The sequence below is a fragment of the Thiomicrolovo sp. ZZH C-3 genome, from assembly GCF_054862725.1.
The window spans coordinates 205,233-225,729 of the sequence record NZ_JBTKXX010000001.1; the positions used below are offsets into that span (position 1 = coordinate 205,233).

Consider the following 20,497-nt stretch of genomic DNA (forward strand, 5'->3'; position numbering starts at 1 on the left):
GCCCTTTAGTGGCAGATGGCGTCGGTCACTGCGAAGGTTTCATCGGGGGTGTAACTGCAGTCGGCAAGGTTGCTTCGCACGGAGGGGGCTGTGCGCGGTTCGGTTGTCTTGCCGGCCGCGGCCTTGCTGTTGTCAGTCGGGGAAGCTGTTACCACTGCCGCTATTTTGATACGGGGCTCCTGGGGCGTATCGTTGGCCAGAGCGTATGCCGGAACGAAAAGCAGTCCGCCCAGCAGCAGTGAGGCGATGGAATGGGTCCGCGTCATTGCGTCTCCTTGAGTGTTCTGATGCAGTAATGTAGGATAATTTTTCTTGTTTGCGGATTTTGTTGCGGCGTTAAGGAAATGCTTAAGGATCGGAAAAAATAAGAAGGGAAGTAAAAAAAGTGGTGCGGACGAGAGGACTTGAACCTCCACACCTTTTGGGCACCAGATCCTAAGTCTGGCGTGTCTACCAATTCCACCACGTCCGCATAATCGTTCAGCGGTTTGAACGGATATGATTTTTTCATTGGAAACAGCGAAGCATATTTCCAAAAGCACCAAGGGTGCGCGAGCCTGCTGCTGAAGCAAACACAGCGTTAGCGTAGTCAAACGGGCTTTTGCTCGTTTGGCGTTATAAATCAAGTGGTACGCCCTGCAGGATTCGAACCTGCGACCGATGCCTTAGAAGGGCATTGCTCTATCCAGCTGAGCTAAGAGCGCATCTGTAAATGGGGAAGCCCCGGTGGTACGCCCGATAGGATTCGAACCTATAACCGTCGGATCCGAAGTCCGATACTCTATCCAGTTGAGCCACGGGCGCTTCCATAGTGAAAAAACAGGTGGTTTTATCAAAAAAAATATTTATCGGGAATGTTGTCAAAACATGGGGTGGGTAATGGGGTTCGAACCCACGACCCCCAGTGCCACAAACTGGTGCTCTAACCGACTGAGCTATACCCACCATGAAGAAGGTTGTAGAGGTGGTCGGGGTGAAAGGACTCGAACCTTCGGCCCCTTGGTCCCAAACCAAGTACTCTAACCATACTGAGCTACACCCCGACCTTGTCACCTCACACGGATAATCCGGATAAGTGAGGCGAAATTATAACTGATGTTAAGCCCTTTGTCAATACTTTTTTGTTTAAATAGAGCGGGTACACCATAAAGACAGGAAACCTAGATGAAAATAGCACGTTTTAGCCGTATAGGGTTTATCCTCGCCGCCGCCGGGAGCGCAGTCGGCCTGGGCAATATCTGGAAGTTCCCCTACATCACCGGGGAGTACGGCGGCGGCGCCTTCGTCATGGTCTATCTCTTTACCGTGATGCTCATCGGCTTCTCCATCATGATCGCCGAGCTGCTCATCGGCTATCTCAGCCGCCGCGACGCGCTGACGGCGTTCGAAGAGCTCGCACCGCGCCACAAGGGCGCGTGGAAGTGGGGCGGCTTCATGGCCTTTTCCGGCCTGCTCATCATGACTTTCTACTCCGTGGTAATAGGCTGGATCTTCAACTACATCTTCGTCTCGCTCGGCAATCTTCCCGCTTCGCCGGAGGAGGCCGCCGGGCTCTTTAAGACGATGCTTGGCTCGGATATCAAAACCCAGATCTTCTACCATACGCTTGCCTTCGCCATCATCACGGCCATCATCATCCGCGGGATCAAGGGCGGTATCGAGAAACTGAACCTGCTCCTGATGCCGATGCTCTTCCTCATCGTCGGGGGGATGTTCCTTTACGCGACGACCCAGGCGGGGTTTACGCAGGCGTGGGACTTCATGTTCAGCGTTGATTGGGGCAAGCTCAACTCCGAGGCCTTCGTCACCGCCGTCGGGCACGCCTTTTTCACCCTTTCGCTTGGGATGGGGGCGCTGCTCACCTACTCGGCCTCCCTGCCCAAGGAGAGCAACCTCGTCAAAAGCGCGCTGGTCGTCGTGGCCCTCGATACGGGTATCGCCCTGGTGGCGGGGCTGATGCTCTTTACCTTCCTTTACCAGTACGGCGCGGAACCCTCCGCCGGACCTGGCCTCGTCTTTATCTCGCTGCCGGCGGTCTTTTACGAGATGGGGACGCTGGGCAACGTCTTTGCCGTGCTCTTCTTTATCTCCCTCGCCTTTGCCGGGCTCACCTCCGCCGTCTCCCTCGTCGAACCGATGGTCCAGCTGGCGATAGACCGTTTCCGTTGGAGCCGTTTCAAGGCCGCGACGGCGATGGGGCTCTTCTTCTACCTGGTCGGTATCGTCGTTATCTATTCGAACAGCAGTGAATACGGCGCGCAGCTCACCTGGGGCGGGAGGAGCCTCTTTGACTGGATCGACTACGTCACCGCCTCGATCCTGCTCCCGCTCGGGGGGCTTATCATGGCGATCTTTATCGGGTACGTCATGGAGCCCAACCGTGTCGAAGCGGCAGTGAAGGAGGAGATGGGGATCGCCTACGGCATCTGGCACTTCAGCCTGCGCTATGTCGCGCCGGTGGCACTGGTCATCGTGATGCTGAATATGATGGGAGTGTTGAAGCTCTAAAAGATGTCAAAAGATCGTTTAGTGATCTTCAAAGCGCAGTGAGCTGCGCGGGCCTGCTGCCGAGGCAAACACAGCGTTAGCGCAGGTATCTGGGCTTGGCTCAGATGCCGTACCGATTAATAAAGCGCGGTAAAGCGCTCGGCGGTCTCCCAGTCGAGTTTCGCGTCCTTGTGCGCAAGGAAGTGGGCGATGTAGCGGGCGAACATGTCCGTTTCGATATTCACCTTCGTACCGTTTCGGTAGCTGCCGAAGAGGGTCTCGCGCATCGTGATGGGGATGATGGTGAGGCGGAAGCTGCTCTCGTAAACGTCGTTGACGGTCAGGCTGACGCCGTCGATGGCGATGGAGCCCTTGGGGACGATGTAGGGGATGAACTTCTTGTCGACGTCGATGACGACGTCGTAGCTGTTGCCGTTGTCGGTGATGCTCTTGACGGTTCCGACGGTATCGATGTGCCCCTGGACGATGTGCCCCTCCAGCCGGTCGCCGAACTGCATGGCCGGTTCGATATGCACGCGCCCTTTGAGGTTTTGGGTGGCGATGATCCCCTGCGTTTCGGGGGAGAGCTCAACGGTAAACCCATCGCTCTCCAGGGAGATGACGCTGAGGCAGGCACCGTTGATGGCAATGGAGTCGCCGAGTTTCGGACGGTAGGCGGCCTTGAGGCTCAGGCGCTCCCCGCTGAACCGTTTTACCGTCGCCATCTCCCGGATCAAGCCTGTAAACATCTCTACACCTTTATTGGTTTGCTAAACGCTCATTATATAGGAAAACAGGCGCGCTTTACCTGTTGTGAAGTATGCCGCAGGGCGGCAGGGGTTAGAAAACGATCTTACCCTCGTCTTGCAACCCTTTGATGATCTCTTTGGCTTTTTCATGCCCGTTGTAGGCGGCTTTGCGGCACCACTCGAGCGCCTTGTCGTGGTCCTCTTCGACGCCGAGCCCCTGATCATAGAGGAGGCCGAGATTGAACTGCGCCTGGGCCAGCCCCGCTTCGGCTGCGCGGGAGAAGCAGACGTAGGCGCGTCCGAAATCCTGGTGGACGCCGTGGCCCTCCTTGTAGAAGACGCCGAGGTTGTTGAAGGCTTCACGATGACCGCGCTTGGCGGCCTCTTCGTACCAGAATGCCGCTTCGGAGTAGTTCTGCACGCACCCCAGCCCCCGCTCGAGCATCATCGCCGTTTCGTACATCGCCTGCGGGACCTCATGGATGGCGGCATCGAGATAGTACTCATGGGCCTTGAACTGGTCGTGGGCAACGCCGCCGAGGCCGTTGGCGTAGAGAATGGCGAGGTTGAAGAGCGCATAGGGCTGTTTCTGTTCCGCTGCCTTTTCGTACCATTTCAGCGCTGCGGCATTGTCGACGGCTGTACCCTGCCCCTGCTGGTACATGTAGCCTAAAGAGGCCTGCGCATCCGCGTTTCCGGCTTCGGCGAGGTCGCTGTAGAGGGTGAAGGCGGTGGAAAAATCCTGCTGGTTGTAGGCGTTATGGGCTTCTTGAATCATTGACAAATCCCGGGAATTTTTCCGCGATTGTAGATTAAGGCGGTTTAAGGAGGGGTTAGTCCGGGGCGTTAACGCCGGACTTTACGGTTACCGCGGTTTTTCTCTTTGAGTCGGGTAATAACATCTTTGAGGCGCTCTTTTTCCGCCAGCAGCTCGTCGCGGACAAGGTGCTCCTCACCGCCGTCCACTTCCGGGTCATACTCTACCACTTCGGGCTCGTAATCTTTGTAGGGGTCGTTCTGGGGTGTTTTATTTTCCTTGCTCATAATGATTATTTTAAAAGGCCGAGGCTTAGATTCGGCCAAAACGGAAAGACTACAATTGTTTTTAACCGTAGGGCGTTTCATAAGAGGGCGCCGCCGTTCACATTAGGCTCACGTTTTTACACTATACTACAGAGAAAGGAGATACCATGCGAAGTTTTCTCATCGTAGTGACGGCTTTGATGCTCGTGCTCGGCGGCTGTACCACCCGACAGGGGGCCGATTACGACGGCCGGACCTACCGGCAGGTGAAGCACTACCTGGTAGGCGTGGTGGTCGAGGAGCGGCCGGTACGGATCTCCGACGACGGTTCGGGGGCTTTTGTCGGCGCACTGATCGGGGCCATATTCGGCTCCACCATCGGCCGCGGGCACGGCCGGGGGATTGCGACGCTGGGCGGCGGTCTGGCCGGCGCCTATGTCGGCGGCGCGGCGGGGCAGTCCAACGCCCAGGAGCTGACCGTGAGGCTCGACAGCGGGGAGCACATCGTCATCGTCGCCAAGGGCGAGCTCCGCTTCCTGCCCGGCGACCGCGTCAAGATCATCAAGCAGGGCAACACCGTCGAGCGGGTCGACCGCCTGCCCAACTACCCCTATTGATCGCGGCGGCACGCCGCCATGATCCGCTCCCACTCCGTATCGAACACCTTGTCGATATAGGCGCGGTGGTGGGGCACCGTACAGCCGGAGCAGTCCTGGTGGACGGCGTCGCCGTAGACACCCTCTTTCCCATCCTTTGAGGCAATCGCGCAGCTGCTGTAGAGTGTCTGCTCCCCGCGCCGTTCCATCCCCGCATCACTGAAGCGGAAGTTGGGACAGGCGCAGAGATAGCAGTTGAGCTTTTCCATATCGTGGCACTTTTTCTTTTCTGCGTAGAGCGGGCAGAAGTCCGGCTCCGCTTCCACCATATTCTCAAAATCGAAATAGTCGATGATCTCCGCTTTGCCGAAGCCGCGGGCAAGCAGTTTCTCCATGATCGCCCTGTGTTTCTCGGCATGGGCTTCGAACCACGCTGCATAGGTCATGCCCCTCTCCTTTCGGCGGGATGGAACGCCCGGTAAAGATAGTAGATGACGACGATTTCCGCGACCAGCAGCACATAGTGTACGAGGTAGACCTGTGCCTGGCTCTCATCGATGCCTGCGGCGTACTCCACCGTCTTGTAGAAGAGAAACGAGACGAGCATCCCGGCGAGGTAGCCCGCCTGCTTGTAGACATCGAGGTAGGTCAGCGCCTTCGCTTTTTCGATCAGGATCGTTTCGGCACGCACCAGGTAGGAGCCGAAGGCGAAAGTGAGCTGGTAGCCCGCATAGACGAAGAGGGCGCTGGTGTAGCTGTACGAAAAGAGCAGGAAGTAGATCACGAGCAGCAACATGACGACTTCGACGGCGAGGGAGATGCGCCAGAACCAGGTCCGGTTGAGGATACGGCTGTAGAAGCGGGCGATGACAAGCATGGCCAGGGCCAGGAGGATCCCGCCCAGGGAGTAGACGTAGGGCTGCAGAGGTGCATAGATGATAAAGATGCTCCCCACCGAGATGCCGGTGAAGAGGGCGTTATAAAACTTGTACCAGATGAAGGGCCTCAGGGCGAGGTTGCGGGCCTGCATCGGTTATGCCCCGCTCCCGGCCTGTGCCGTGATCTGTGCCACGCTCACCCCCTGCATGGTGCCGTAGGCGACGGCCGCCCCGGCATAGGGCTCCCCTTCGTCGTAAGAAGGGAGGTCCGCGTAGAGGGCCCGCGGGCGGAAGTCGAGCTGCCCCAGTAGCGACAGCGTTGCCGCCCGCTCCGTTTCTGCGATTCCGCCCGCCGTGCAGAGGGTGAGCTTGCGCGGGTCCATCGGCAGGCCGTCGCGGTGCACGACCCGGTTGGCGATCAGCAGCGCCGCCGCCATCCTGCTTCCGCCGCCGAGGACGACGGGGAAGCGGCGGCACGCCTCGAGCATGAAGCCCGCGGCGAACATCAGGAAACCGTCCGCCGTGCGGCCGAGCTGCTCGAAAAGTCCCATCCCGGAGAGCGGTTTGAGAAGAGCCGCAGTGTCTGCCATGACGGGTGAGCCCGTTTCGCCGAGGATGACGTAGTCACCCGCCGGTTTGTAGTAGCGCCCGAACTCGCGCCCTTTTTCGAATACTATTTTCGCATCGAAGGGGCCCTCCGGGTCGATGCCGAAGGTCACGGTTTCGTACCTTTCCGGCGCGGACGTGAGGCCGAGGTCGAGGATGTGGATGACGGCAAAAGGGGTGAGGGCTTCTACCGACAGGGTCAGCGGACCGGGGACAGGGGCGTCCGGGCCCGCCGCGGCCAGCAGGAGGTCGGCACGCCCCGCAGGCAGTGCACTCTTTTCGCGGTCCTGCAGGGTACGGATCATGCCTAGAACTTCAACGTGGCGCCGACGAGGACGGTGGTGGTGAAATTGACGGGGTAGATGGCGTCGTCTGCGACCCAGAGGCCGTTGGGATTGTTGAACATGTTGTTGATTTTAGCAAAAAGCGCATAAGAGGCCGTCTCGTAGTTGAGGACGACGTCCGTGCTGTTGAAGGCACGCTGTTTCTGCGCATAACTGTTGCCGAAGTCGTTCATCGCGTAGGCCTGCGAACGGTAGGTGTGCGAGAGGGTGAAGCTCAGCGCGTCCGTCGGCAGGATCGTCAGTGCCGCTTTCAGGGTGTGGGGGCTGACGCCCGGCAGGTCGTTGCCGCTGAAATCCTCGCCGTTCTGAACCTCTTTGTCGATGACCGCCTGCACGTAGTTGTAGTTGAGCGAGAGGGCGAAGCGTTCGGTGACCTTCCACTGTTCGAAGAGGTCGACGCCGACCTTGTGAGAGCGGTCGATATTGGTGTTGACCGAGGCGATATAAGCGGGGTCACTGTAGTAGTAGATCTCGTTTTCAAGCGCGGCGTAATAAGCGGAGAGCTTGAACTTGTTCGCCGCCGTGACCGCTGTATAGCCCGCCGTGACGGTGTCGGAGGTCATCGGGTTGATGAAGCCGTTGAAGGTGACGACACCGCTGTAGTCCCGGTTGAAGAAACGGTCGACGTCGGGGGCCTGGTAGGCGTGGGCGTAGCTGAGGAAGAGCGAGCGCTCCGGGCTGAGACGGAGGTTGTAGCCCGCTTCGATGCCGTGAAGCGTTTCGGAACGTTCAAGGGCGTTGCCCGCATCGCGGTAGTCGTAGCGGACGGTTTCATAACGGTAGCCCGCCTTGAAGGTGTGGGCGCCCGTACGGTACTGCGCCAGGGCATAGGCTGCCGAATTCTTCTTGGTCGTTTCGCTGGCGATCGCAAAGGCCGTCGCGCCGTTGTCGCGGCTGCCGTCGAAGAGGGTACCGCCGAGGGAGAGCTGCAGCCCGCCATAGGTGTAATCGAGGGCAAGCGTTGTTGTGCGGTAGTCGTAATTGGCGACGCTTCGGTAGGACCAGGCCGGGAGATCGTACACGGACTTTTTCTTCTCAACGGAGGTGTCGAGTGAGACGGAGAGGTCTGCTGTCGGAAAGAGGGTCAGGCCGGCGGTGAAAGCGTCGGTGTCGTACTGCTGGTAGGCCGGGTTCGGAAAGGCGCCCGGCTGGGCGGGGTCGTCGTTGAACTCGCTCTGCGTCAGTGCGCTGCCGTAGGCCGCCTCGATGCGGCTTGCCTGCGCACCGAGGCGGAACTCAAAAAGTTCGCCCGGCGTCAGGGCCAGGTCGAAGGTGCCGTTGGCCAGCTGCTGCTCGTCACGGTTCTGTGCCGTATCGATATGGCGCGTGCCGGCGGTGTGGTAGGCTTCGCCGGAGGCGGAAACCGTCAGGAGATCACTGCTGTGGCCGACCCGGAACGCCGCGTCGTAGGTGCCGTAGAGGCCGCCGTAGAAGCTGACTTCTTTGGTATTGTCGTTTCTGGTGACGATGTGGATCGCACCCGCGCTGGCGCCGTCGCCGCCGAGGACGATCCCGCTGCCCTTGACGATTTCGAGGCGTTCGATGTCGGCGGGGGCGATGGAGCTGAGCAGCTGCGGGACCATGTCGACGTTGTTGAGCCGGCGGTTGTTAAGGGTGACGACGATGTTTTGGTAGCCGTTCTCGATGCCGTAGCCGTGCAGATCGAGCCGCTGGGCCATCGGGTTGCCGTAGGAGGGGAGCGCGAAGAGGGAGGTCTTCAGGGTGATGAACTCGTAGAGTGACCGGGCATGGCTCTTTTCGATCTCTTCGGCGGTGTAAACCTCGACGCTGTCGGCGGCATTGAGCTCGGTGCTGTGCAGGGGGCTGGAGGTGACGGTCAGCGCTTCGAGGGTGATGCCTTCGGCGCAGAGGGCAGAGCCTGCGAGAGCGGCTGCAGCGAGGGAGAGTGCAATTTTTTTCATTGGGTTCCTTTGGGAATGGATAAGGGGGTTGGAATGCAGAGCGCTGCGGGCGGCGACAGGGTTGAACGGGTATAGCGGAAGGGGTTTCGGGCACGTCTGGGGCGGTTATGGCTGCGCAGGCGTCTGCAGGCGAGCCGGTGAAAATGGAGGTTGCAGTGGCAGGGGCGGTGCCGGCCGCCGGGAAGCTCCGTTGCAACGAGCTCCAGTGCCGTCTCGTCCTCTTCGAGGCACGCCTCGTCGTCGCATTCGTCACTGACCATGCCGTGGTGCGCCAGGGTGCTGTTCTCATGGCGCTGCAGGGTGCTGACGGCACTGTAGGCCTGGATGGCACTGAGCGTAAAGTAGCGTTTTCCGAACCCTCTTGGTACGCGCATCCGGCCTCCTTGAATGAATAGCGGAAGTATAGCACAGGGCGCGGTCCGGAGGGGCCCGGCGTACAGCTTTCTTAGATGATTTAGGATAGTATGACCGAAACGCATCGGGAGTGGGAAATGGTCATCGAAGAGGATCTCGCGGCGCTGTCCAAGCGCTTTCATCGTCACACGCTTTGCGGCATGCGGCTGCTCTGGCTGATGTCGCTGCCGCTGCTGCTCTGGCTCTTCGCTATGGCGGGGTTTGCGGGGCTTGTCAACTTCAAGGTCGAACTGCACAGCGTCATTATGATGGGCGCCATCTTCCTGATCTGGCTCTTTTTCGCCCCGCACAACGCCTACTACGCCGCGTGCAGACTCCGCCGCGGTTTCGGCGGTATCCAGCGGGCACTGGCCGCCTTCATCAACAAGAACCTCCTCGCCGTTGCCGGGGTCGAGAAGGCGGACGCGACCCTGGACGATTTCCTGGCCGAATCGGCGGGGACGATGCGCAACGAGAACTTCTCCTCCGTGGCCGCCGGGATCTTCCCGACCCTGGGGATCCTGGGGACCTTTATCAGTATCGCTATCTCGATGCCGGACTTCTCGGCCCAGACCTCCGAAGTGCTCGAACAGGAGATCTCGCGGCTGCTCGGCGGGGTGGGGACGGCCTTCTACGTCTCGATCTACGGCATCTTCCTCTCCATCTGGTGGATCTTTTTCGAAAAGAGCGGCATCAGCCGTTTTGAACGGGACGTGGCGGAGCTCCGCGAGGTGACGCGTCCCTTCTTCTGGGAGAAAAAGGAGATCGAGCAGACCTATTACCGCAAGAGCCTGGCCCATTTCGAGAAGCTTGATACGCTCTATGACACGATGGCGTCGCGCGATTTCGTTGCGGAGGTGAACCGTACCCTGGAGCAGCGCCTGCACATCTTCGGCCAGATCATCGAGCGGGAGCAGCAGGCGGCGGAAGCGCTCGGGAAGCTGATGGCGCAGAGCGGTTCGCTGTTCGAGCGTACGATGCAGGAGCAGACCGCATCGGCGGAGGCGCTGCAACGCGTCGGCCTGGGGGTTGAACGTTTCGCGGCGCAGATGCGCGAAGAGGGCGAACGGATGGAGCAGCGCCGGCAGACCCTGGCCCGGGAGTACCAGCACGGCGTGACCGTCGCGGAGACCCTGGGCGGGGAGATCGCGCGGCTCAGCGACGCCCTGGCCAACCTCAACGCGGGCAACGTCAAAGAGCTCTACAGCGGGGTGCTCTCCAATATCGAATCGATGAGGCAGGAGATCGACCGGGTCGGCCTGCAGTTTGACGAGCATATCCGCGGCTTCGACGCGCAGTTCCTGGAGAAACTGCAGCGCACCCTGAAGCTGATCGATTCGGAGACAGCCCAGATCGTCGAGCAGATCGCCCGGCTGAACCAAAGCGACGGGGAGACGCGCTGAACATGCTGCGGCGGCGGGACAGCGGGGAACGGGAGCAGAATTTCTGGATCTCCTATGCCGACCTGATGGCGGGGCTGCTCTTCGTCTTTATCCTGCTGGTGGGGGCGATTGTCGTCAAAACGGTATTGATGCGTTCGGACCTTTTTGCGATCCGCGCGGACCTGCAGGCGCAGAAGACGGCGCTCGGGCTGAGCGAAAAGGCGCTCTCGGAGAAGAAGAAGCGGCTGCGGGAGATCCAGGCGCAGCTGGCGGCCTCCCGGGAGGCGAACGCGCACCTCAGCATGGAACTCGCTCTGCTGCAGAGCGAAGCGGAGGGGCTGCGCATCTCCGTGGATGATCTGAATACGACCCTGCACGAGCGATCAACCGCCCTGGCTTTGACCCGGGAAGAGATGGAACAGCTGAAGGCCCTGCTGCTGGAGACGGAGACGCAGCGCGCTACCCTGCAGGGCGAGGCGGAGCGGCTCACGTCGGAACTGGAGACGGCCGAGAAACAGCACACCGAAGATATGAACCTGATCCAGCTGCGTGACGACGAGATGGCGCAGCTGGAGAAGGCGCTGCTGCTGAAATCCCGTGCCTACCAGAAGGTGGTGGAGGATCTGAACCTCACCCGTATCAAGATCAAGAACCTCACCGGCATCAAGGTCAAGGTCGTACAACACCTCAAAGAGGAGCTGGGCGATTCGATCAGCATCGATCCCAAGAGCGGCTCGCTGCGCTTCGCGTCGAATGTGCTCTTCAACCAGGGGGAGGCGACGCTCAAACCGGAGGCGAAGCAGGAGCTCAGCCGGGTGCTGGGGCAGTATATCGACGCCCTGCTCAGCGACAAGCAGATGCGCCGTTACATCGACAGGATCATCATCGAGGGGCATACGAACTCCGACGGCAGCTACCTGTTCAACCTGGAACTCTCCCAGCAGCGGGCCCTGGCGGTGATGACCTTCCTCTATACCCAGTACCCGAAGAACCGACAGCGCTTCAGGCAGTACCTCAGTGCCAGCGGCCGCAGTTTCACCGAGCCGGTGCTGGGGGCAAACGGCAAAGAGGACAAGCAGGCGTCGCGCCGTATCGAGATCAATTTCCGCATCAAGAACGAAGAGGCGGTACGGGAGCTGATGAACTACCTCAACGCGCAGGGAGACGGCGGTGCGTGACGAGGAGCTGCTGGTCCGACCCGAAAAGCTCGAAGCCCTGCGCAAGGAGCTGACGCTGCAGGCCGAACGCCGCGAACGGACACGAAAAATCCTTACGCCGAAGCGGAAAAAGCCGTGGTGGCGCCGTCTCTTCTTCTAACGACCCCTGCGCTATAATGCGCCCTATGAAACTCTCCCATCTGCGCCAGATCGCCGAGTACCTTCGGGCCTTCAAACATATCAATGCCATCCACCGGGTGAATGACACGACGATCAAGATCGTCCTGGGGGAGAAGAGCCTCTATGCGAACATGCAAAAGGGCCACAGCTACCTGGCGATGTGCCGTCACGACATCCGCCGCAGCAAGGTCTACCAGGCCCCCTTCGACGTCGTGCTGGCCAAGCGCTTCAACCGCGCCGTCATCACGGATATTTCGCTCTACAACGACGACAAGATCCTCCGTATCGAGGCGGCGCTCAGCGGGGCGTACAAACACTCCACCACCGTCCTACAGCTCGAATTCACCGGCAAAACGACCAACGCGATCATCCTGGACGAGGATGAGGTCGTCCTTGAAGCGCTGCGCCACATCGACGCTTCCACCTCTTACCGGGTCGTGCGCGTCGGCCAGCCCCTGCTGCCGCCGCCGCCCCTGGCGTTCACACCGAAGGATTATCCCCTCGATGACGTGGAAGCCTACCTTTACGAGGTGTGCGACCGGGAGCAGGCAGAGCGGCTGGCGGCGCTCAAGCAGCAGAAGGTCGGCCTGCTACACAAAAAGCTCCGGCGGCTCGAAAAACACCTGGAAGCCCTGGAAGATGAAGCGGCACTCGAGGCGGAGGCGGCGCGATTGCAGCACCTGGGTAACCTTGCCCTGGCCAATCTCTACAAGATCAAGCCCTATCAGACGAAACTGACGCTGGACGATTACGACGGCAGCGCCGTTGAAGTGGAGCTGCCAAAGGCCTTTGCCTCGGCCCACCAGGTGAGCGATCACTTCTTCAAGCTGGCGAAGAAGACGAAGCAGCGGGCGGCGCATATGCATATCGAGCGCGAGGGGCTGGAGGGGAAGGTCAGCCACTTCGAGCACTTTATCGCGACGGTCGAGGGGGCGGCGACGGTCGAGGAGATCGCCCGCCTCTTCCCGCCCAAACAGACGGGACGGACCAAAGAGAAGAGCGACGATGCCGTCGAGACTTTCTGGATCGAGGGGTACAAGGTGCAGCTGGGCAAGAACGAACGGGGCAACATTGCGTTGTTGCAACGCGCCCGCGCCCGGGATATCTGGCTGCATCTGCGCGACCGCCCTTCGACCCACGTCATCATTACGACGGACAAGCAGAAGGTCCCCGAGAGCGTTCTGGAGGCCGCGGCAAAGCTCTGCGTCGATTTCTCGGTGATGAGCCCCGGGGTCTTCGAGGTGGACTACACCCCGAGACGGGAGGTAAAGATCCAGGAGGGGGCGAACGTGCTCTACAACAAGTACGAGACGATCGCCGTCTCCAAGCAGGCCGCGGTTCCCGGGCCATAGGGGCGTACAGGCTACTTGTTGTATAATCCCTTTAAAAACGGGATGAAAATGGCAGCAACGGAGACGACAAAAAGGGTAGTAACGGGGGCCGCGCTGATCGGGGCCGTGATCCTGCTGGGCTGGATTGACAACTTCATCCTGATGTGGGCGGTCCTCGGCGGCGTCTACCTGCTCGCCTTCTACGAGGCGGCGAACCTTTTCGGACTGCACCATAACGCCTCTTTCGCTTTTGCAGCGATGCTCTGGCTCCTTGCCTTCGTCTACCCCTACCCGGATGACCTCTTCGTATTGATGGGCGTCGCCTTTGCCGCCTATGCCGCTTACAAGCCCCGTACCGACTGGCGCCTTTTCCTCCCCTTTGCCTACCCGACGGCGGGGATGCTCTTTTTCCTGACCCTCTACCAGGATTACGGTCTGGTGGCGATGGCGTGGCTGATCGTCGTTGTCGCCGCGGCCGATATCGGGGCCTACGTTGTCGGGAAAAGTATCGGGAAGACGAAGTTTTCCGAAACAAGCCCGAACAAGACCCTCGAAGGGGTCATCGGCGGGATCGTCATCGCCACCGTCGCCGGGGTCTTCGTAGGGCTGCGCGTCGTGAACATCGAGGTCGCGATTGCCGTGTCGCTGGCGACGGCGGTCAGTGCCGTGTTCGGCGACCTTTACGAGAGCTACCTCAAGCGCAAAGCCGGTGTCAAAGACAGCGGCAACGTCCTGCCGGGCCACGGCGGGGTACTCGACCGCATCGACGGCTACCTCTTCGGTGCCGTCGTGATGGTGATTCTGCTGCGGGGCCTCGTCTAGCGTGATTATTCTCGGTTCGACCGGTTCCATCGGTGTCAACGCGCTGGCGATTGCCGAGCGCTTTTCGCTCAACGTCGAGGCCCTCGTTGCGGGCAACAGCATCGACCGGCTTAACCGGCAGATCGAAAAACACCGTCCCAACTGGGTCGTCATCGCCAACGAGGCGGATATCCCCAGGGTTAACCACCCCAACGTCCTGAGCGGCGAAGCGGCGATCCTGCGGGTGATTGAAGAGGCGGATTCCGAATTCGTCGTCAACGCCCTGGTGGGCTTTCTGGGACTGCGCCCGACCCTCAAGGCGCTGGAGCGCGGCAAGAAGGTCGCCCTGGCGAACAAGGAGTCCCTTGTGGCGGCGGGCGCCTTTATCGACACCTCCCGCATCCACCCCATCGACAGCGAACACTTCGGGCTCTGGTACCTTCTTAACGACAGCCGCCCTGTTAAGAAGATGACCATCACCGCCAGCGGCGGGGCGTTTCGGGACTGGCCGCCGGAGAAACTCGCCACGGCGACGCTCGAGGATGCCCTCAAGCACCCCAACTGGTCCATGGGGCAGAAGATCACCATCGACAGCGCCTCGATGATGAACAAGCTCTTCGAACTCCTCGAAGCGCGCTGGCTCTTCGGGGAGCTCGATTATGACGCCATCATCGAGACCCGTTCGCTCATTCACGCCTTCGTCGATTTCGTCGACGGATCGACTACGGCGCACATTGCCGGGGCAAACATGCAGCTGCCGATCGCCTACGCCCTGATGGGCAAGGTCGAGGAGCAGATCCTGGAGCCCGTGGACCTGCTCAAAGTCGGCGGCCTGGAGTTCCGCGAGATCACGCAGGAGCGCTACCCGGTCTGGCAGATCAAGGAGGCGCTGCTGCGCGAACCGCAGCGCGGGGTCGTCGTCAATGCCGCCAACGAGGCGGCGATCGCCCAGTTCATCGCCGGGAAGATCGGTTTCCTCGACATCTCCCGCCGGGTCGTCGACGCTTTCGAGCGGTTCGACCGGGTGCCGGGGAGCGTCGAGGAGGTCTTCGCCATCGACGAAGAGGTACGCGCCTACGTGGGGGCGGTATCATGAGCAAGAAGGTCCTGCTGCTGCACGGCTGGGGCGGCAGCGACTATCCCCACTGGCAGAGCTGGCTGGCCGGGGAGCTGGCCAAAAATTACGGCACCGTGAGCTTCCCGCTGCTGGATCATCCCCACTTCCCCTCCAAGAACCGCTGGGTGCGCCAGGTGAAAGCGTTGCTGGCGGAGTTCAAACCAGACGTCGTCATCTGCCACTCCCTGGCCAACACGCTCTGGTTCCATCTCTGCCACGAGGGGGGGATCGCATCGGTAGAAAACCTCTTTCTCATCGCCCCGCCGCGGCTTGACTGTACGATCGAGACGATCAAGAGCTTCTTCCCGATCATGCCGCCGACGAATCTTTTTGCCGAAAACGTGCAGCTGGTGACGTCGACGACGGACCCCTATATGACGCCGGAGGAGGCGCAGGCGCTGCAGGCGGCGCTCGATGTACCGATGAAGGTGCTGGAAGAGGCCGGGCATATCAACGCCGACAGCGGTTACGGCGAATGGCCGTGGATTCTTGAACGAGTCAAGGAATGTTTATAATGTTGATTTGTCAGAAGCGCAAGGCGCTGTGAGCTTGCTGCTGAAGCAAACCCAGTGTTAACGCAGCCGCCGGGGCTTTGCTCCGGTGGCGTATCAAAAATAAAATGGAAAAGGCCTCTTTTTGATTTTATCAATAGAAAGCAGTTGCGACGACAGTTCTATCGCGATTACCGAGATAGCGACGAAGAAACTCGTCTACCATAAGAAGATCTCCCAGGAGCTGGAGCACGCCGTTTACGGCGGGGTCGTGCCGGAACTGGCTTCAAGGCTGCATGCCGAGGCGCTGCCGAAGATCCTGGAGGAGTGCAAAGGGTGGTTCGGCCAGCTCAAGGCCGTCGCCGTCACGAATGCCCCCGGTCTCTCCGTGACCCTGGTCGAGGGGGTGACGATGGCGAAGGCGCTCAGCCTGACGCTGAACATCCCGCTTATCGGCGTCAACCACCTCAAGGGGCATATCTATTCGCTCTTTATCGGGAAGGAGACGCAGTTCCCGCTGACGGTACTGCTTGTCTCCGGCGGGCATACCCAGGTGATCGAAGTGGAGAGCCTGGACCGGATGGAAACCGTTATGCGGACGATGGACGACAGCTTCGGGGAGAGCTTCGACAAGGTCGCGAAGATGATGGGGTTGGGGTATCCCGGCGGACCGGTCATCGAGAAGCTGGCGCTGGAAGGTGACCGGGAGCGCTACCCCTTCCCCATCCCGCTGCAGAAACGCGGGGAGATGGCGTTCAGCTACTCGGGGCTCAAAAACGCCGTCCGTCTGGCCGTCGAGGAGGGCAATGAATCGGACTACCCCGACATTGCCGCTTCCTTCGAGCATATTGCCACCGAGCATCTTTTCCGAAAGTTACGAAAATATTTCAAAACCCGCCCGCCCAAACGTTTTGCCATCGTCGGGGGCGCCAGCGCCAACCGCTACCTGCGCGGACGCATCGAGGAGCTCCTGGCCCCCTTTGGCGCCGAACTGCTACTGGCGGAACTGCAGTACTGCTCGGACAATGCGGCGATGATCGGCCGTATCGCCGTCGACCTTTACGAAAAAGGGGCATTCACCTCCATCGGCGACCTCCACAGCGCACCCAAATCTGATTTTTAAACTCAACTTAAGAGTTCCCAGGTTGGGGGCTATTAAGACAAAAGTTATCCGAATTATGTAAAACTCCTGCATCTCAAAAAAAACAGGAGCCCTAACATGGCAACTACAATGCTCAAAGGTAACACAGTCAACCTCGCAGGTAACGAAGTAAACGTTGGTGATAAAGCACCGGAAGTCACTGTTGTAAACTCTGACGGTCTGGCAGACAAAGTTGTCGGCGGTGCGTCCGGCAAAAAACAACTGATCGTTGTTGTCCCGTCCCTCGATACACCGGTTTGTGCAACAGAAACTCGTAACTTCAACAAGAAGGCATCTGAACTCGGTGATGTTGACCTCACTATCGTTTCTATGGACCTTCCGTTCGCAGGCGGCCGCTTCTGTTCTACAGAAGGTATCGAAAACCTGACAGTCGCTTCGGATTTCCGTAACAAAGATTTCGCGAACGCTTACGGTGTTCTGATCGCTGACGGCCCGCTGGCTGGCGTTACTTGCCGTGCTATCTTTGCAGTAGACGCTGACGGTACAGTCACTTACAAAGAGATCGTTCCGGAAATTACTGAAGAGCCGAACTACGACTCTGCACTCGCAGCAGTTAAATAATCGCTCTCCCCGCCCCCTCGGGGGCAACCCTCTCCCTTTTTTTTCTCCAATCTTTTTTCCTGTTACCCCAACCTGTGATATAGTTAAGATATTAATATCGGAGGTTAAAAAATATGAAATTATGGTTTAAAATCGTTGCTTTAATGGCACTTACTGCCGGGCCGCTCCTGTCGGACATGTTAAGAGTGGAAGCGGGCGGCGGCGCATGGATGCAGACGCCGAAGGGCACCATTTCCTATACGACGTCGACGGATTCGGGCAGCAGTACGAACCGCGAGGATCAGACCCAGCGCGGGTACGCCTGGCTCTATGTCAAACACCCCGTACCGGTGCTGCCCAACCTGCGGCTGGAGTATTGTAATGTTAGCACGGACGGTGACGTAACGGTCACGCACGGCTCGCTGATCCCTGTGACGACGTCAAGCACGAGCAGCTTCGATACCAACGAGTATGACGCTGTCCTCTACTACAACTTGCTGGACAACACCTTCTGGACGACCCTGGACCTGGGGCTGGATATCAAAGCGCTCGATTACCGGTTTGACGTCGCCCCGACGAACGACCTGATCGCCTACGGCGGTTACAGCAAGAGCGGTACCCTGGTGCTGCCGCTTCTCTATGCGAGGGCGCGGTTGGAAATCCCCGGGACGGGGCTCGGTGTCGAAGGGCTTGGCAGCTACATCTCCTACCAGAAGTCGCATGTGTACGACGCCCGCGTCAAAGCCGACTGGACGATGACGTTCGTGCCGGGCATCCAGCCGGGTATCGAGGCGGGATACCGGATCCAGAAGATCAAGATCGATGTGGATGATCAGGCGATCGACGGGGATATCGACTTCAGCGGCCTTTACGTTGGTGCATTCCTGCGTTTCTGATATACTCTGTTTTTGATAACTTTGTAATAATGGAGTCAATGATGTCTATGAAACTGAAAACGGCGGCGGCACTGGTCGCGGCACTTTTCTCCCTGAACGCGTCGGCGGATTTTCTGCGTGCCGAAGCCGGTATCGGTGCTTTCAATGCTGCCCCCGGCGGCTCTTTTGAAGACAAAAGCGGTACCCCCAGTTTTGATCTGAAAGATGATCTGGGAATCGATACGGAGAACGACCTCTACGTCTGGGCCTACGTCAAACACCCGGTCCCGGTCATCCCCAACGTCCGTCTGGAGTACCTGAACCTGACGCTCAACCCCGACGGGAGCAGTTCGTTCAATGTCAGCGAGCTTGACGGGATCCTCTATTACAACATCCTCGACGATACCTTCTTTGTCACCGTCGATATCGGCCTCGATATCAAATACGTCACCTCAGACAGCAAGGGCTTCGATGATTCAGAGACCCTGGCGCTCGCTTACGCCCGCGCACGTGTGGAGCCGCTCGATTCCCTCGGTCTGGAGACGCTGGTCAAGGTGACGAACTACCAGGACAACAAGGGGTACGATTTCCGTATCAAGGCGGACTATACGCTGACGTCCCTTCCGGTCATTCAGCCGGGTCTGGAGATCGGTTACCGCATCCACAAGGTGCAGTACGCGATCGGCCCTGTCATCAACAAGGGTGAATATACCGGTGTCTACGGCGGTCTGATGCTGCGCTTCTAAAGCCAGCGCCGGTCGATAACGATCACTTCCCGTTCCAGCAGGATGCCCTCACGCTCCTGCACACGCTGCTGTGCCAGTTCCAGCAGAGCAGCCGCTTCCTCAAACGTCCCCCTTCCCAGATTGACCAGAAAATTCGCATGCATGGTACTGAAGGCCATATCCCCGATGCGGTACCCCTTGAGCCCGACGGATTCGATCAGCCGTCCGGCATAATCCCCCGGCGGATTTTTAAAGGCGCTGCCGGCGCTGGGGTTGGAGGGCTGATTGGCCCGCATCTGTTTGAACCGTTCGATCTTCGACGGGTCAAACCCCGGTGTGATCTCGAACGTCGCTTCAAATACGACCTCGTCGATCCCCGTGGTGCGGTAGCCGTGGGGGACCTCTGCTTTGGCGTGCCAGCCTGACGCGGTGCGCAGGGCAATGAGGGGGTTGAAGATCTCGTACTCTTTCAGGCCCGCGTTCATCTTCAGCATGCCGCCGAGGGTGCCGGGCAGATGGGCGAGGAACTCGAAGCCCCCGATATCGTGTTTTTTGCAGAACGAGACGACCTTGCCGCCGGGGGTCGCGGCCCCGATGTGCAGGACACCCGCTTCGATGCGGATGAAATCGTAGGTTTTGGAGAGCTTCATCAGCGGGGGAAGGTCGGTACCGAAAATGACGTTGTTGGCGGCCCCGATCAGGTAGGCATCGCGGGGATAGTCGTCGCCGTCGATCATGTAGACCTCGGCGACGGGTCCGATGCCGATGGAGCTGAGGCGGGCCAGGTCGATCGATTTGTAGGGCATGTCAGCTGTGGCGGTAGTCCAGGTACTCGCGGGGGATCGTGTACTCCTCGGCGCGGATGGGCGCGTCGTAAAAGCCGTGTTCGAAACCGAGTTCGTAAAGCTTGTCGATCGCTTTATACTGCAGGTCGCTCAGCTCGACGGAGTCGTCGTTGGCGTAGAGCTCCAGGTAGCGGTCGAGCGTCGGGGCGTCGATGCGCACGAGGTTGTTTTCCAGCAGCAGTTCGCACAGCTCCGCCTTGCGTTCGCGGGCGACACGGACGGCGTCGGTGAGGGTCTGTTCATACGCGATGGCCGCGGTCAGCGGGAGGGAGCGCCTGATCGCCATGCCTCCCAGCGGCAGCGGCAGGTCGGGGCCGGCCAGTTCCTGCCAGACGTCCCACAGCTCGCGTTCGACCTCGAGGGTGTCGTCGAAGGTGAGGATGCTCTCGTGGATGAGCACGCCCGCGTCGACCGTTCCGTTCTTGACGGCGTCCTCGATCTCGAGGAAGTTCATGTAGACGATGCGCGCGTCGGGGTAGGCGATGCGGAAGAGCATGGCGTTGGTCGTATAGCGGCCGCTGAGCGCGACCTTGAAGCGGCGTTTGAGTTTTTCACCCTTGCGCTTGATCAGCTTGGGGCCGTACCCCTCGCCGAAACTGACGGCGGTGCGCAGCAGGGCGTATTCGTCACGGATATGGGGGTAGAGTGCGAAGCTGATGGCGGTGATGTCGTAGGTGCCCGCCAGGGCTTCGACGTTGAGGGTCTCGATATCGAGGGGGATATTGTCGAAGGCAACGTCAGGCTGGGTGACCCAACCGAATTTGACGGCATAGTACATAAAGATGTCGTCGGCATCCGGGGAGTGGGCGATCAGCATTTTTTTCATTAAAGACCCTCGTGTTTTATTACGCCCATTTTAGCCAATGCGCGCTAAAATGCCGGAACGAATCGGT

The 20,497-nt window shown here is 59.5% G+C and carries 24 protein-coding genes and 5 tRNA genes; 13 read left to right on the forward strand and 16 right to left on the reverse strand.

Annotation, left to right across the window (positions count from 1 at the left end):
- Positions 1-5 precede the first annotated feature (5 nt).
- From ACXWTF_RS01050 to ACXWTF_RS01075, 6 genes are all read right to left on the reverse strand, one after another.
- Positions 6-266, reverse strand: a complete 261-nt coding sequence (locus tag ACXWTF_RS01050; protein ID WP_461713193.1) for a hypothetical protein — start codon at positions 264-266, stop codon at positions 6-8.
- A 120-nt stretch (positions 267-386) separates the two neighbouring features.
- Positions 387-472, reverse strand: a tRNA-Leu gene (locus ACXWTF_RS01055).
- 155 nt (positions 473-627) lie between these two features.
- Positions 628-704, reverse strand: a tRNA-Arg gene (locus tag ACXWTF_RS01060).
- Between the two features lie 23 nt (positions 705-727).
- A tRNA-Arg gene (locus ACXWTF_RS01065) sits at positions 728-804 on the reverse strand.
- A 64-nt stretch (positions 805-868) separates the two neighbouring features.
- Positions 869-945 (reverse strand) — tRNA-His (locus ACXWTF_RS01070).
- 20 nt (positions 946-965) lie between these two features.
- A tRNA-Pro gene (locus tag ACXWTF_RS01075) sits at positions 966-1,043 on the reverse strand.
- Between the two features lie 121 nt (positions 1,044-1,164).
- On the opposite strand from ACXWTF_RS01075, the gene ACXWTF_RS01080 reads away from it, so the two are divergent.
- Entirely contained in the window at positions 1,165-2,508 is a 1,344-nt protein-coding gene (locus ACXWTF_RS01080) for a sodium-dependent transporter (protein ID WP_461713194.1), read from the forward strand.
- Positions 2,509-2,624: 116 nt separating this feature from the next.
- On the opposite strand, the gene ribE is transcribed toward ACXWTF_RS01080, so the two are convergent.
- The 3 genes from ribE to ACXWTF_RS01095 form a co-directional block, all read right to left on the reverse strand.
- Positions 2,625-3,236 (reverse strand): riboflavin synthase, encoded by a 612-nt coding sequence (gene ribE, locus ACXWTF_RS01085; RefSeq protein ID WP_461713195.1) that lies wholly within the window; start codon positions 3,234-3,236, stop codon positions 2,625-2,627.
- Between the two features lie 91 nt (positions 3,237-3,327).
- Positions 3,328-4,014: a tetratricopeptide repeat protein gene (locus ACXWTF_RS01090; protein WP_461713196.1), complete on the reverse strand. Its 687-nt coding sequence runs from the start codon at positions 4,012-4,014 to the stop codon at positions 3,328-3,330.
- A gap of 68 nt (positions 4,015-4,082) precedes the next feature.
- Positions 4,083-4,280, reverse strand: coding sequence for a hypothetical protein (locus ACXWTF_RS01095; protein WP_461713197.1), 198 nt, complete (start codon positions 4,278-4,280; stop codon positions 4,083-4,085).
- A 146-nt stretch (positions 4,281-4,426) separates the two neighbouring features.
- On the opposite strand from ACXWTF_RS01095, the gene ACXWTF_RS01100 reads away from it, so the two are divergent.
- Positions 4,427-4,876, forward strand: a complete 450-nt coding sequence (locus ACXWTF_RS01100) for an outer membrane lipoprotein (protein WP_461713198.1) — start codon at positions 4,427-4,429, stop codon at positions 4,874-4,876.
- Here ACXWTF_RS01100 and ACXWTF_RS01105 read toward each other — a convergent pair.
- Genes ACXWTF_RS01105 through ACXWTF_RS01125 form a run of 5 tightly spaced genes read right to left on the reverse strand, consistent with a single transcriptional unit; the run spans position 4,870 to position 8,979 of the window.
- On the reverse strand, positions 4,870-5,301 hold the full coding sequence (locus ACXWTF_RS01105; protein WP_461713199.1) for a hypothetical protein: 432 nt from the start codon (positions 5,299-5,301) through the stop codon (positions 4,870-4,872). The two genes, ACXWTF_RS01100 and ACXWTF_RS01105, sit on opposite strands and share 7 nt — an antisense overlap.
- On the reverse strand, positions 5,298-5,885 hold the full coding sequence (locus tag ACXWTF_RS01110) for a hypothetical protein (RefSeq protein WP_461713200.1): 588 nt from the start codon (positions 5,883-5,885) through the stop codon (positions 5,298-5,300). The genes ACXWTF_RS01105 and ACXWTF_RS01110 overlap by 4 nt, the downstream gene beginning before the upstream one ends.
- Positions 5,886-5,888: 3 nt before the next feature.
- Complete coding sequence (locus ACXWTF_RS01115) at positions 5,889-6,644, reverse strand: nicotinate-nucleotide--dimethylbenzimidazole phosphoribosyltransferase family protein (protein ID WP_461713201.1); 756 nt, start codon at positions 6,642-6,644, stop codon at positions 5,889-5,891.
- Between the two features lie 2 nt (positions 6,645-6,646).
- The gene (locus ACXWTF_RS01120) at positions 6,647-8,605 is read right to left on the reverse strand and encodes a TonB-dependent receptor (RefSeq protein ID WP_461713202.1); all 1,959 of its coding nucleotides are present in this window, start codon (positions 8,603-8,605) and stop codon (positions 6,647-6,649) included.
- Positions 8,602-8,979 carry a hypothetical protein gene (locus ACXWTF_RS01125; RefSeq protein WP_461713203.1) on the reverse strand — a complete coding sequence of 126 codons (378 nt, stop codon included), beginning with the start codon at positions 8,977-8,979 and terminating at the stop codon, positions 8,602-8,604. Before ACXWTF_RS01125 ends, ACXWTF_RS01120 begins: the two co-directional genes overlap by 4 nt.
- 90 nt (positions 8,980-9,069) lie before the next feature.
- On the opposite strand from ACXWTF_RS01125, the gene ACXWTF_RS01130 reads away from it, so the two are divergent.
- The 11 genes from ACXWTF_RS01130 to ACXWTF_RS01180 all read left to right on the forward strand — a co-directional run bounded on the left by ACXWTF_RS01130 (position 9,070) and on the right by ACXWTF_RS01180 (position 18,780).
- A complete protein-coding gene (locus ACXWTF_RS01130; protein WP_461713204.1) occupies positions 9,070-10,401 on the forward strand; it encodes a MotA/TolQ/ExbB proton channel family protein in 1,332 nt (443 codons plus the stop codon).
- Positions 10,402-10,403: 2 nt separating this feature from the next.
- Positions 10,404-11,558, forward strand: coding sequence for an OmpA family protein (locus ACXWTF_RS01135; protein ID WP_461713205.1), 1,155 nt, complete (start codon positions 10,404-10,406; stop codon positions 11,556-11,558).
- Positions 11,551-11,697, forward strand: coding sequence for a hypothetical protein (locus ACXWTF_RS01140; RefSeq protein WP_461713206.1), 147 nt, complete (start codon positions 11,551-11,553; stop codon positions 11,695-11,697). The genes ACXWTF_RS01135 and ACXWTF_RS01140 overlap by 8 nt, the downstream gene beginning before the upstream one ends.
- Positions 11,698-11,722: 25 nt before the next feature.
- Positions 11,723-13,069 (forward strand): NFACT RNA binding domain-containing protein, encoded by a 1,347-nt coding sequence (locus tag ACXWTF_RS01145; protein ID WP_461713207.1) that lies wholly within the window; start codon positions 11,723-11,725, stop codon positions 13,067-13,069.
- Positions 13,070-13,111: 42 nt separating this feature from the next.
- Positions 13,112-13,870, forward strand: coding sequence for a phosphatidate cytidylyltransferase (locus tag ACXWTF_RS01150; protein ID WP_461713208.1), 759 nt, complete (start codon positions 13,112-13,114; stop codon positions 13,868-13,870).
- A 1-nt stretch (position 13,871) separates the two neighbouring features.
- Entirely contained in the window at positions 13,872-14,945 is a 1,074-nt protein-coding gene (dxr, locus tag ACXWTF_RS01155; protein ID WP_461713209.1) for a 1-deoxy-D-xylulose-5-phosphate reductoisomerase, read from the forward strand.
- Positions 14,942-15,481 (forward strand): RBBP9/YdeN family alpha/beta hydrolase, encoded by a 540-nt coding sequence (locus ACXWTF_RS01160; RefSeq protein WP_461713210.1) that lies wholly within the window; start codon positions 14,942-14,944, stop codon positions 15,479-15,481. The genes dxr and ACXWTF_RS01160 overlap by 4 nt, the downstream gene beginning before the upstream one ends.
- A 121-nt stretch (positions 15,482-15,602) precedes the next feature.
- Complete coding sequence (gene tsaD / locus ACXWTF_RS01165; RefSeq protein WP_461713211.1) at positions 15,603-16,580, forward strand: tRNA (adenosine(37)-N6)-threonylcarbamoyltransferase complex transferase subunit TsaD; 978 nt, start codon at positions 15,603-15,605, stop codon at positions 16,578-16,580.
- 96 nt (positions 16,581-16,676) lie between these two features.
- Positions 16,677-17,180 (forward strand): thiol peroxidase, encoded by a 504-nt coding sequence (gene tpx / locus ACXWTF_RS01170; RefSeq protein ID WP_461713212.1) that lies wholly within the window; start codon positions 16,677-16,679, stop codon positions 17,178-17,180.
- A 113-nt stretch (positions 17,181-17,293) separates the two neighbouring features.
- On the forward strand, positions 17,294-18,055 hold the full coding sequence (locus ACXWTF_RS01175) for a TIGR04219 family outer membrane beta-barrel protein (protein ID WP_461713213.1): 762 nt from the start codon (positions 17,294-17,296) through the stop codon (positions 18,053-18,055).
- Between the two features lie 38 nt (positions 18,056-18,093).
- Entirely contained in the window at positions 18,094-18,780 is a 687-nt protein-coding gene (locus ACXWTF_RS01180) for a TIGR04219 family outer membrane beta-barrel protein (protein WP_461713214.1), read from the forward strand.
- On the opposite strand, the gene ACXWTF_RS01185 is transcribed toward ACXWTF_RS01180, so the two are convergent.
- Together ACXWTF_RS01185 and ACXWTF_RS01190 are read right to left on the reverse strand one after the other, a co-directional pair.
- Entirely contained in the window at positions 18,777-19,565 is a 789-nt protein-coding gene (locus ACXWTF_RS01185; protein ID WP_461713215.1) for a UDP-N-acetylmuramate dehydrogenase, read from the reverse strand. The genes ACXWTF_RS01180 and ACXWTF_RS01185 overlap by 4 nt on opposite strands.
- A gap of 1 nt (position 19,566) precedes the next feature.
- On the reverse strand, positions 19,567-20,430 hold the full coding sequence (locus ACXWTF_RS01190; protein ID WP_461713216.1) for a menaquinone biosynthesis family protein: 864 nt from the start codon (positions 20,428-20,430) through the stop codon (positions 19,567-19,569).
- Positions 20,431-20,497 lie beyond the last annotated feature (67 nt).

Excerpts from the sequence above, each read along its gene's own strand:
- ACXWTF_RS01150 (WP_461713208.1), top strand. The coding sequence starts at position 13,112 with ATGAAAATGGCAGCAACGGAGACGACAAAAAGGGTAGTAACGGGGGCC.
- ACXWTF_RS01145 (WP_461713207.1), top strand. The coding sequence starts at position 11,723 with ATGAAACTCTCCCATCTGCGCCAGATCGCCGAGTACCTTCGGGCCTTC.
- ACXWTF_RS01095 (WP_461713197.1), bottom strand. The coding sequence starts at position 4,280 with ATGAGCAAGGAAAATAAAACACCCCAGAACGACCCCTACAAAGATTAC.
- ACXWTF_RS01180 (WP_461713214.1), top strand. The coding sequence starts at position 18,094 with ATGATGTCTATGAAACTGAAAACGGCGGCGGCACTGGTCGCGGCACTT.
- ACXWTF_RS01105 (WP_461713199.1), bottom strand. The coding sequence starts at position 5,301 with ATGACCTATGCAGCGTGGTTCGAAGCCCATGCCGAGAAACACAGGGCG.
- ACXWTF_RS01100 (WP_461713198.1), top strand. The coding sequence starts at position 4,427 with ATGCGAAGTTTTCTCATCGTAGTGACGGCTTTGATGCTCGTGCTCGGC.
- ACXWTF_RS01130 (WP_461713204.1), top strand. The coding sequence starts at position 9,070 with ATGACCGAAACGCATCGGGAGTGGGAAATGGTCATCGAAGAGGATCTC.
- ACXWTF_RS01160 (WP_461713210.1), top strand. The coding sequence starts at position 14,942 with ATGAGCAAGAAGGTCCTGCTGCTGCACGGCTGGGGCGGCAGCGACTAT.
- ACXWTF_RS01115 (WP_461713201.1), bottom strand. The coding sequence starts at position 6,644 with ATGATCCGTACCCTGCAGGACCGCGAAAAGAGTGCACTGCCTGCGGGG.
- ribE (WP_461713195.1), bottom strand. The coding sequence starts at position 3,236 with ATGTTTACAGGCTTGATCCGGGAGATGGCGACGGTAAAACGGTTCAGC.
- ACXWTF_RS01090 (WP_461713196.1), bottom strand. The coding sequence starts at position 4,014 with ATGATTCAAGAAGCCCATAACGCCTACAACCAGCAGGATTTTTCCACC.
- ACXWTF_RS01110 (WP_461713200.1), bottom strand. The coding sequence starts at position 5,885 with ATGCAGGCCCGCAACCTCGCCCTGAGGCCCTTCATCTGGTACAAGTTT.
- ACXWTF_RS01125 (WP_461713203.1), bottom strand. The coding sequence starts at position 8,979 with ATGCGCGTACCAAGAGGGTTCGGAAAACGCTACTTTACGCTCAGTGCC.
- ACXWTF_RS01080 (WP_461713194.1), top strand. The coding sequence starts at position 1,165 with ATGAAAATAGCACGTTTTAGCCGTATAGGGTTTATCCTCGCCGCCGCC.
- ACXWTF_RS01050 (WP_461713193.1), bottom strand. The coding sequence starts at position 266 with ATGACGCGGACCCATTCCATCGCCTCACTGCTGCTGGGCGGACTGCTT.
- tpx (WP_461713212.1), top strand. The coding sequence starts at position 16,677 with ATGGCAACTACAATGCTCAAAGGTAACACAGTCAACCTCGCAGGTAAC.
- ACXWTF_RS01185 (WP_461713215.1), bottom strand. The coding sequence starts at position 19,565 with ATGCCCTACAAATCGATCGACCTGGCCCGCCTCAGCTCCATCGGCATC.
- ACXWTF_RS01120 (WP_461713202.1), bottom strand. The coding sequence starts at position 8,605 with ATGAAAAAAATTGCACTCTCCCTCGCTGCAGCCGCTCTCGCAGGCTCT.
- ACXWTF_RS01190 (WP_461713216.1), bottom strand. The coding sequence starts at position 20,430 with ATGAAAAAAATGCTGATCGCCCACTCCCCGGATGCCGACGACATCTTT.
- ACXWTF_RS01175 (WP_461713213.1), top strand. The coding sequence starts at position 17,294 with ATGAAATTATGGTTTAAAATCGTTGCTTTAATGGCACTTACTGCCGGG.
- ACXWTF_RS01135 (WP_461713205.1), top strand. The coding sequence starts at position 10,404 with ATGCTGCGGCGGCGGGACAGCGGGGAACGGGAGCAGAATTTCTGGATC.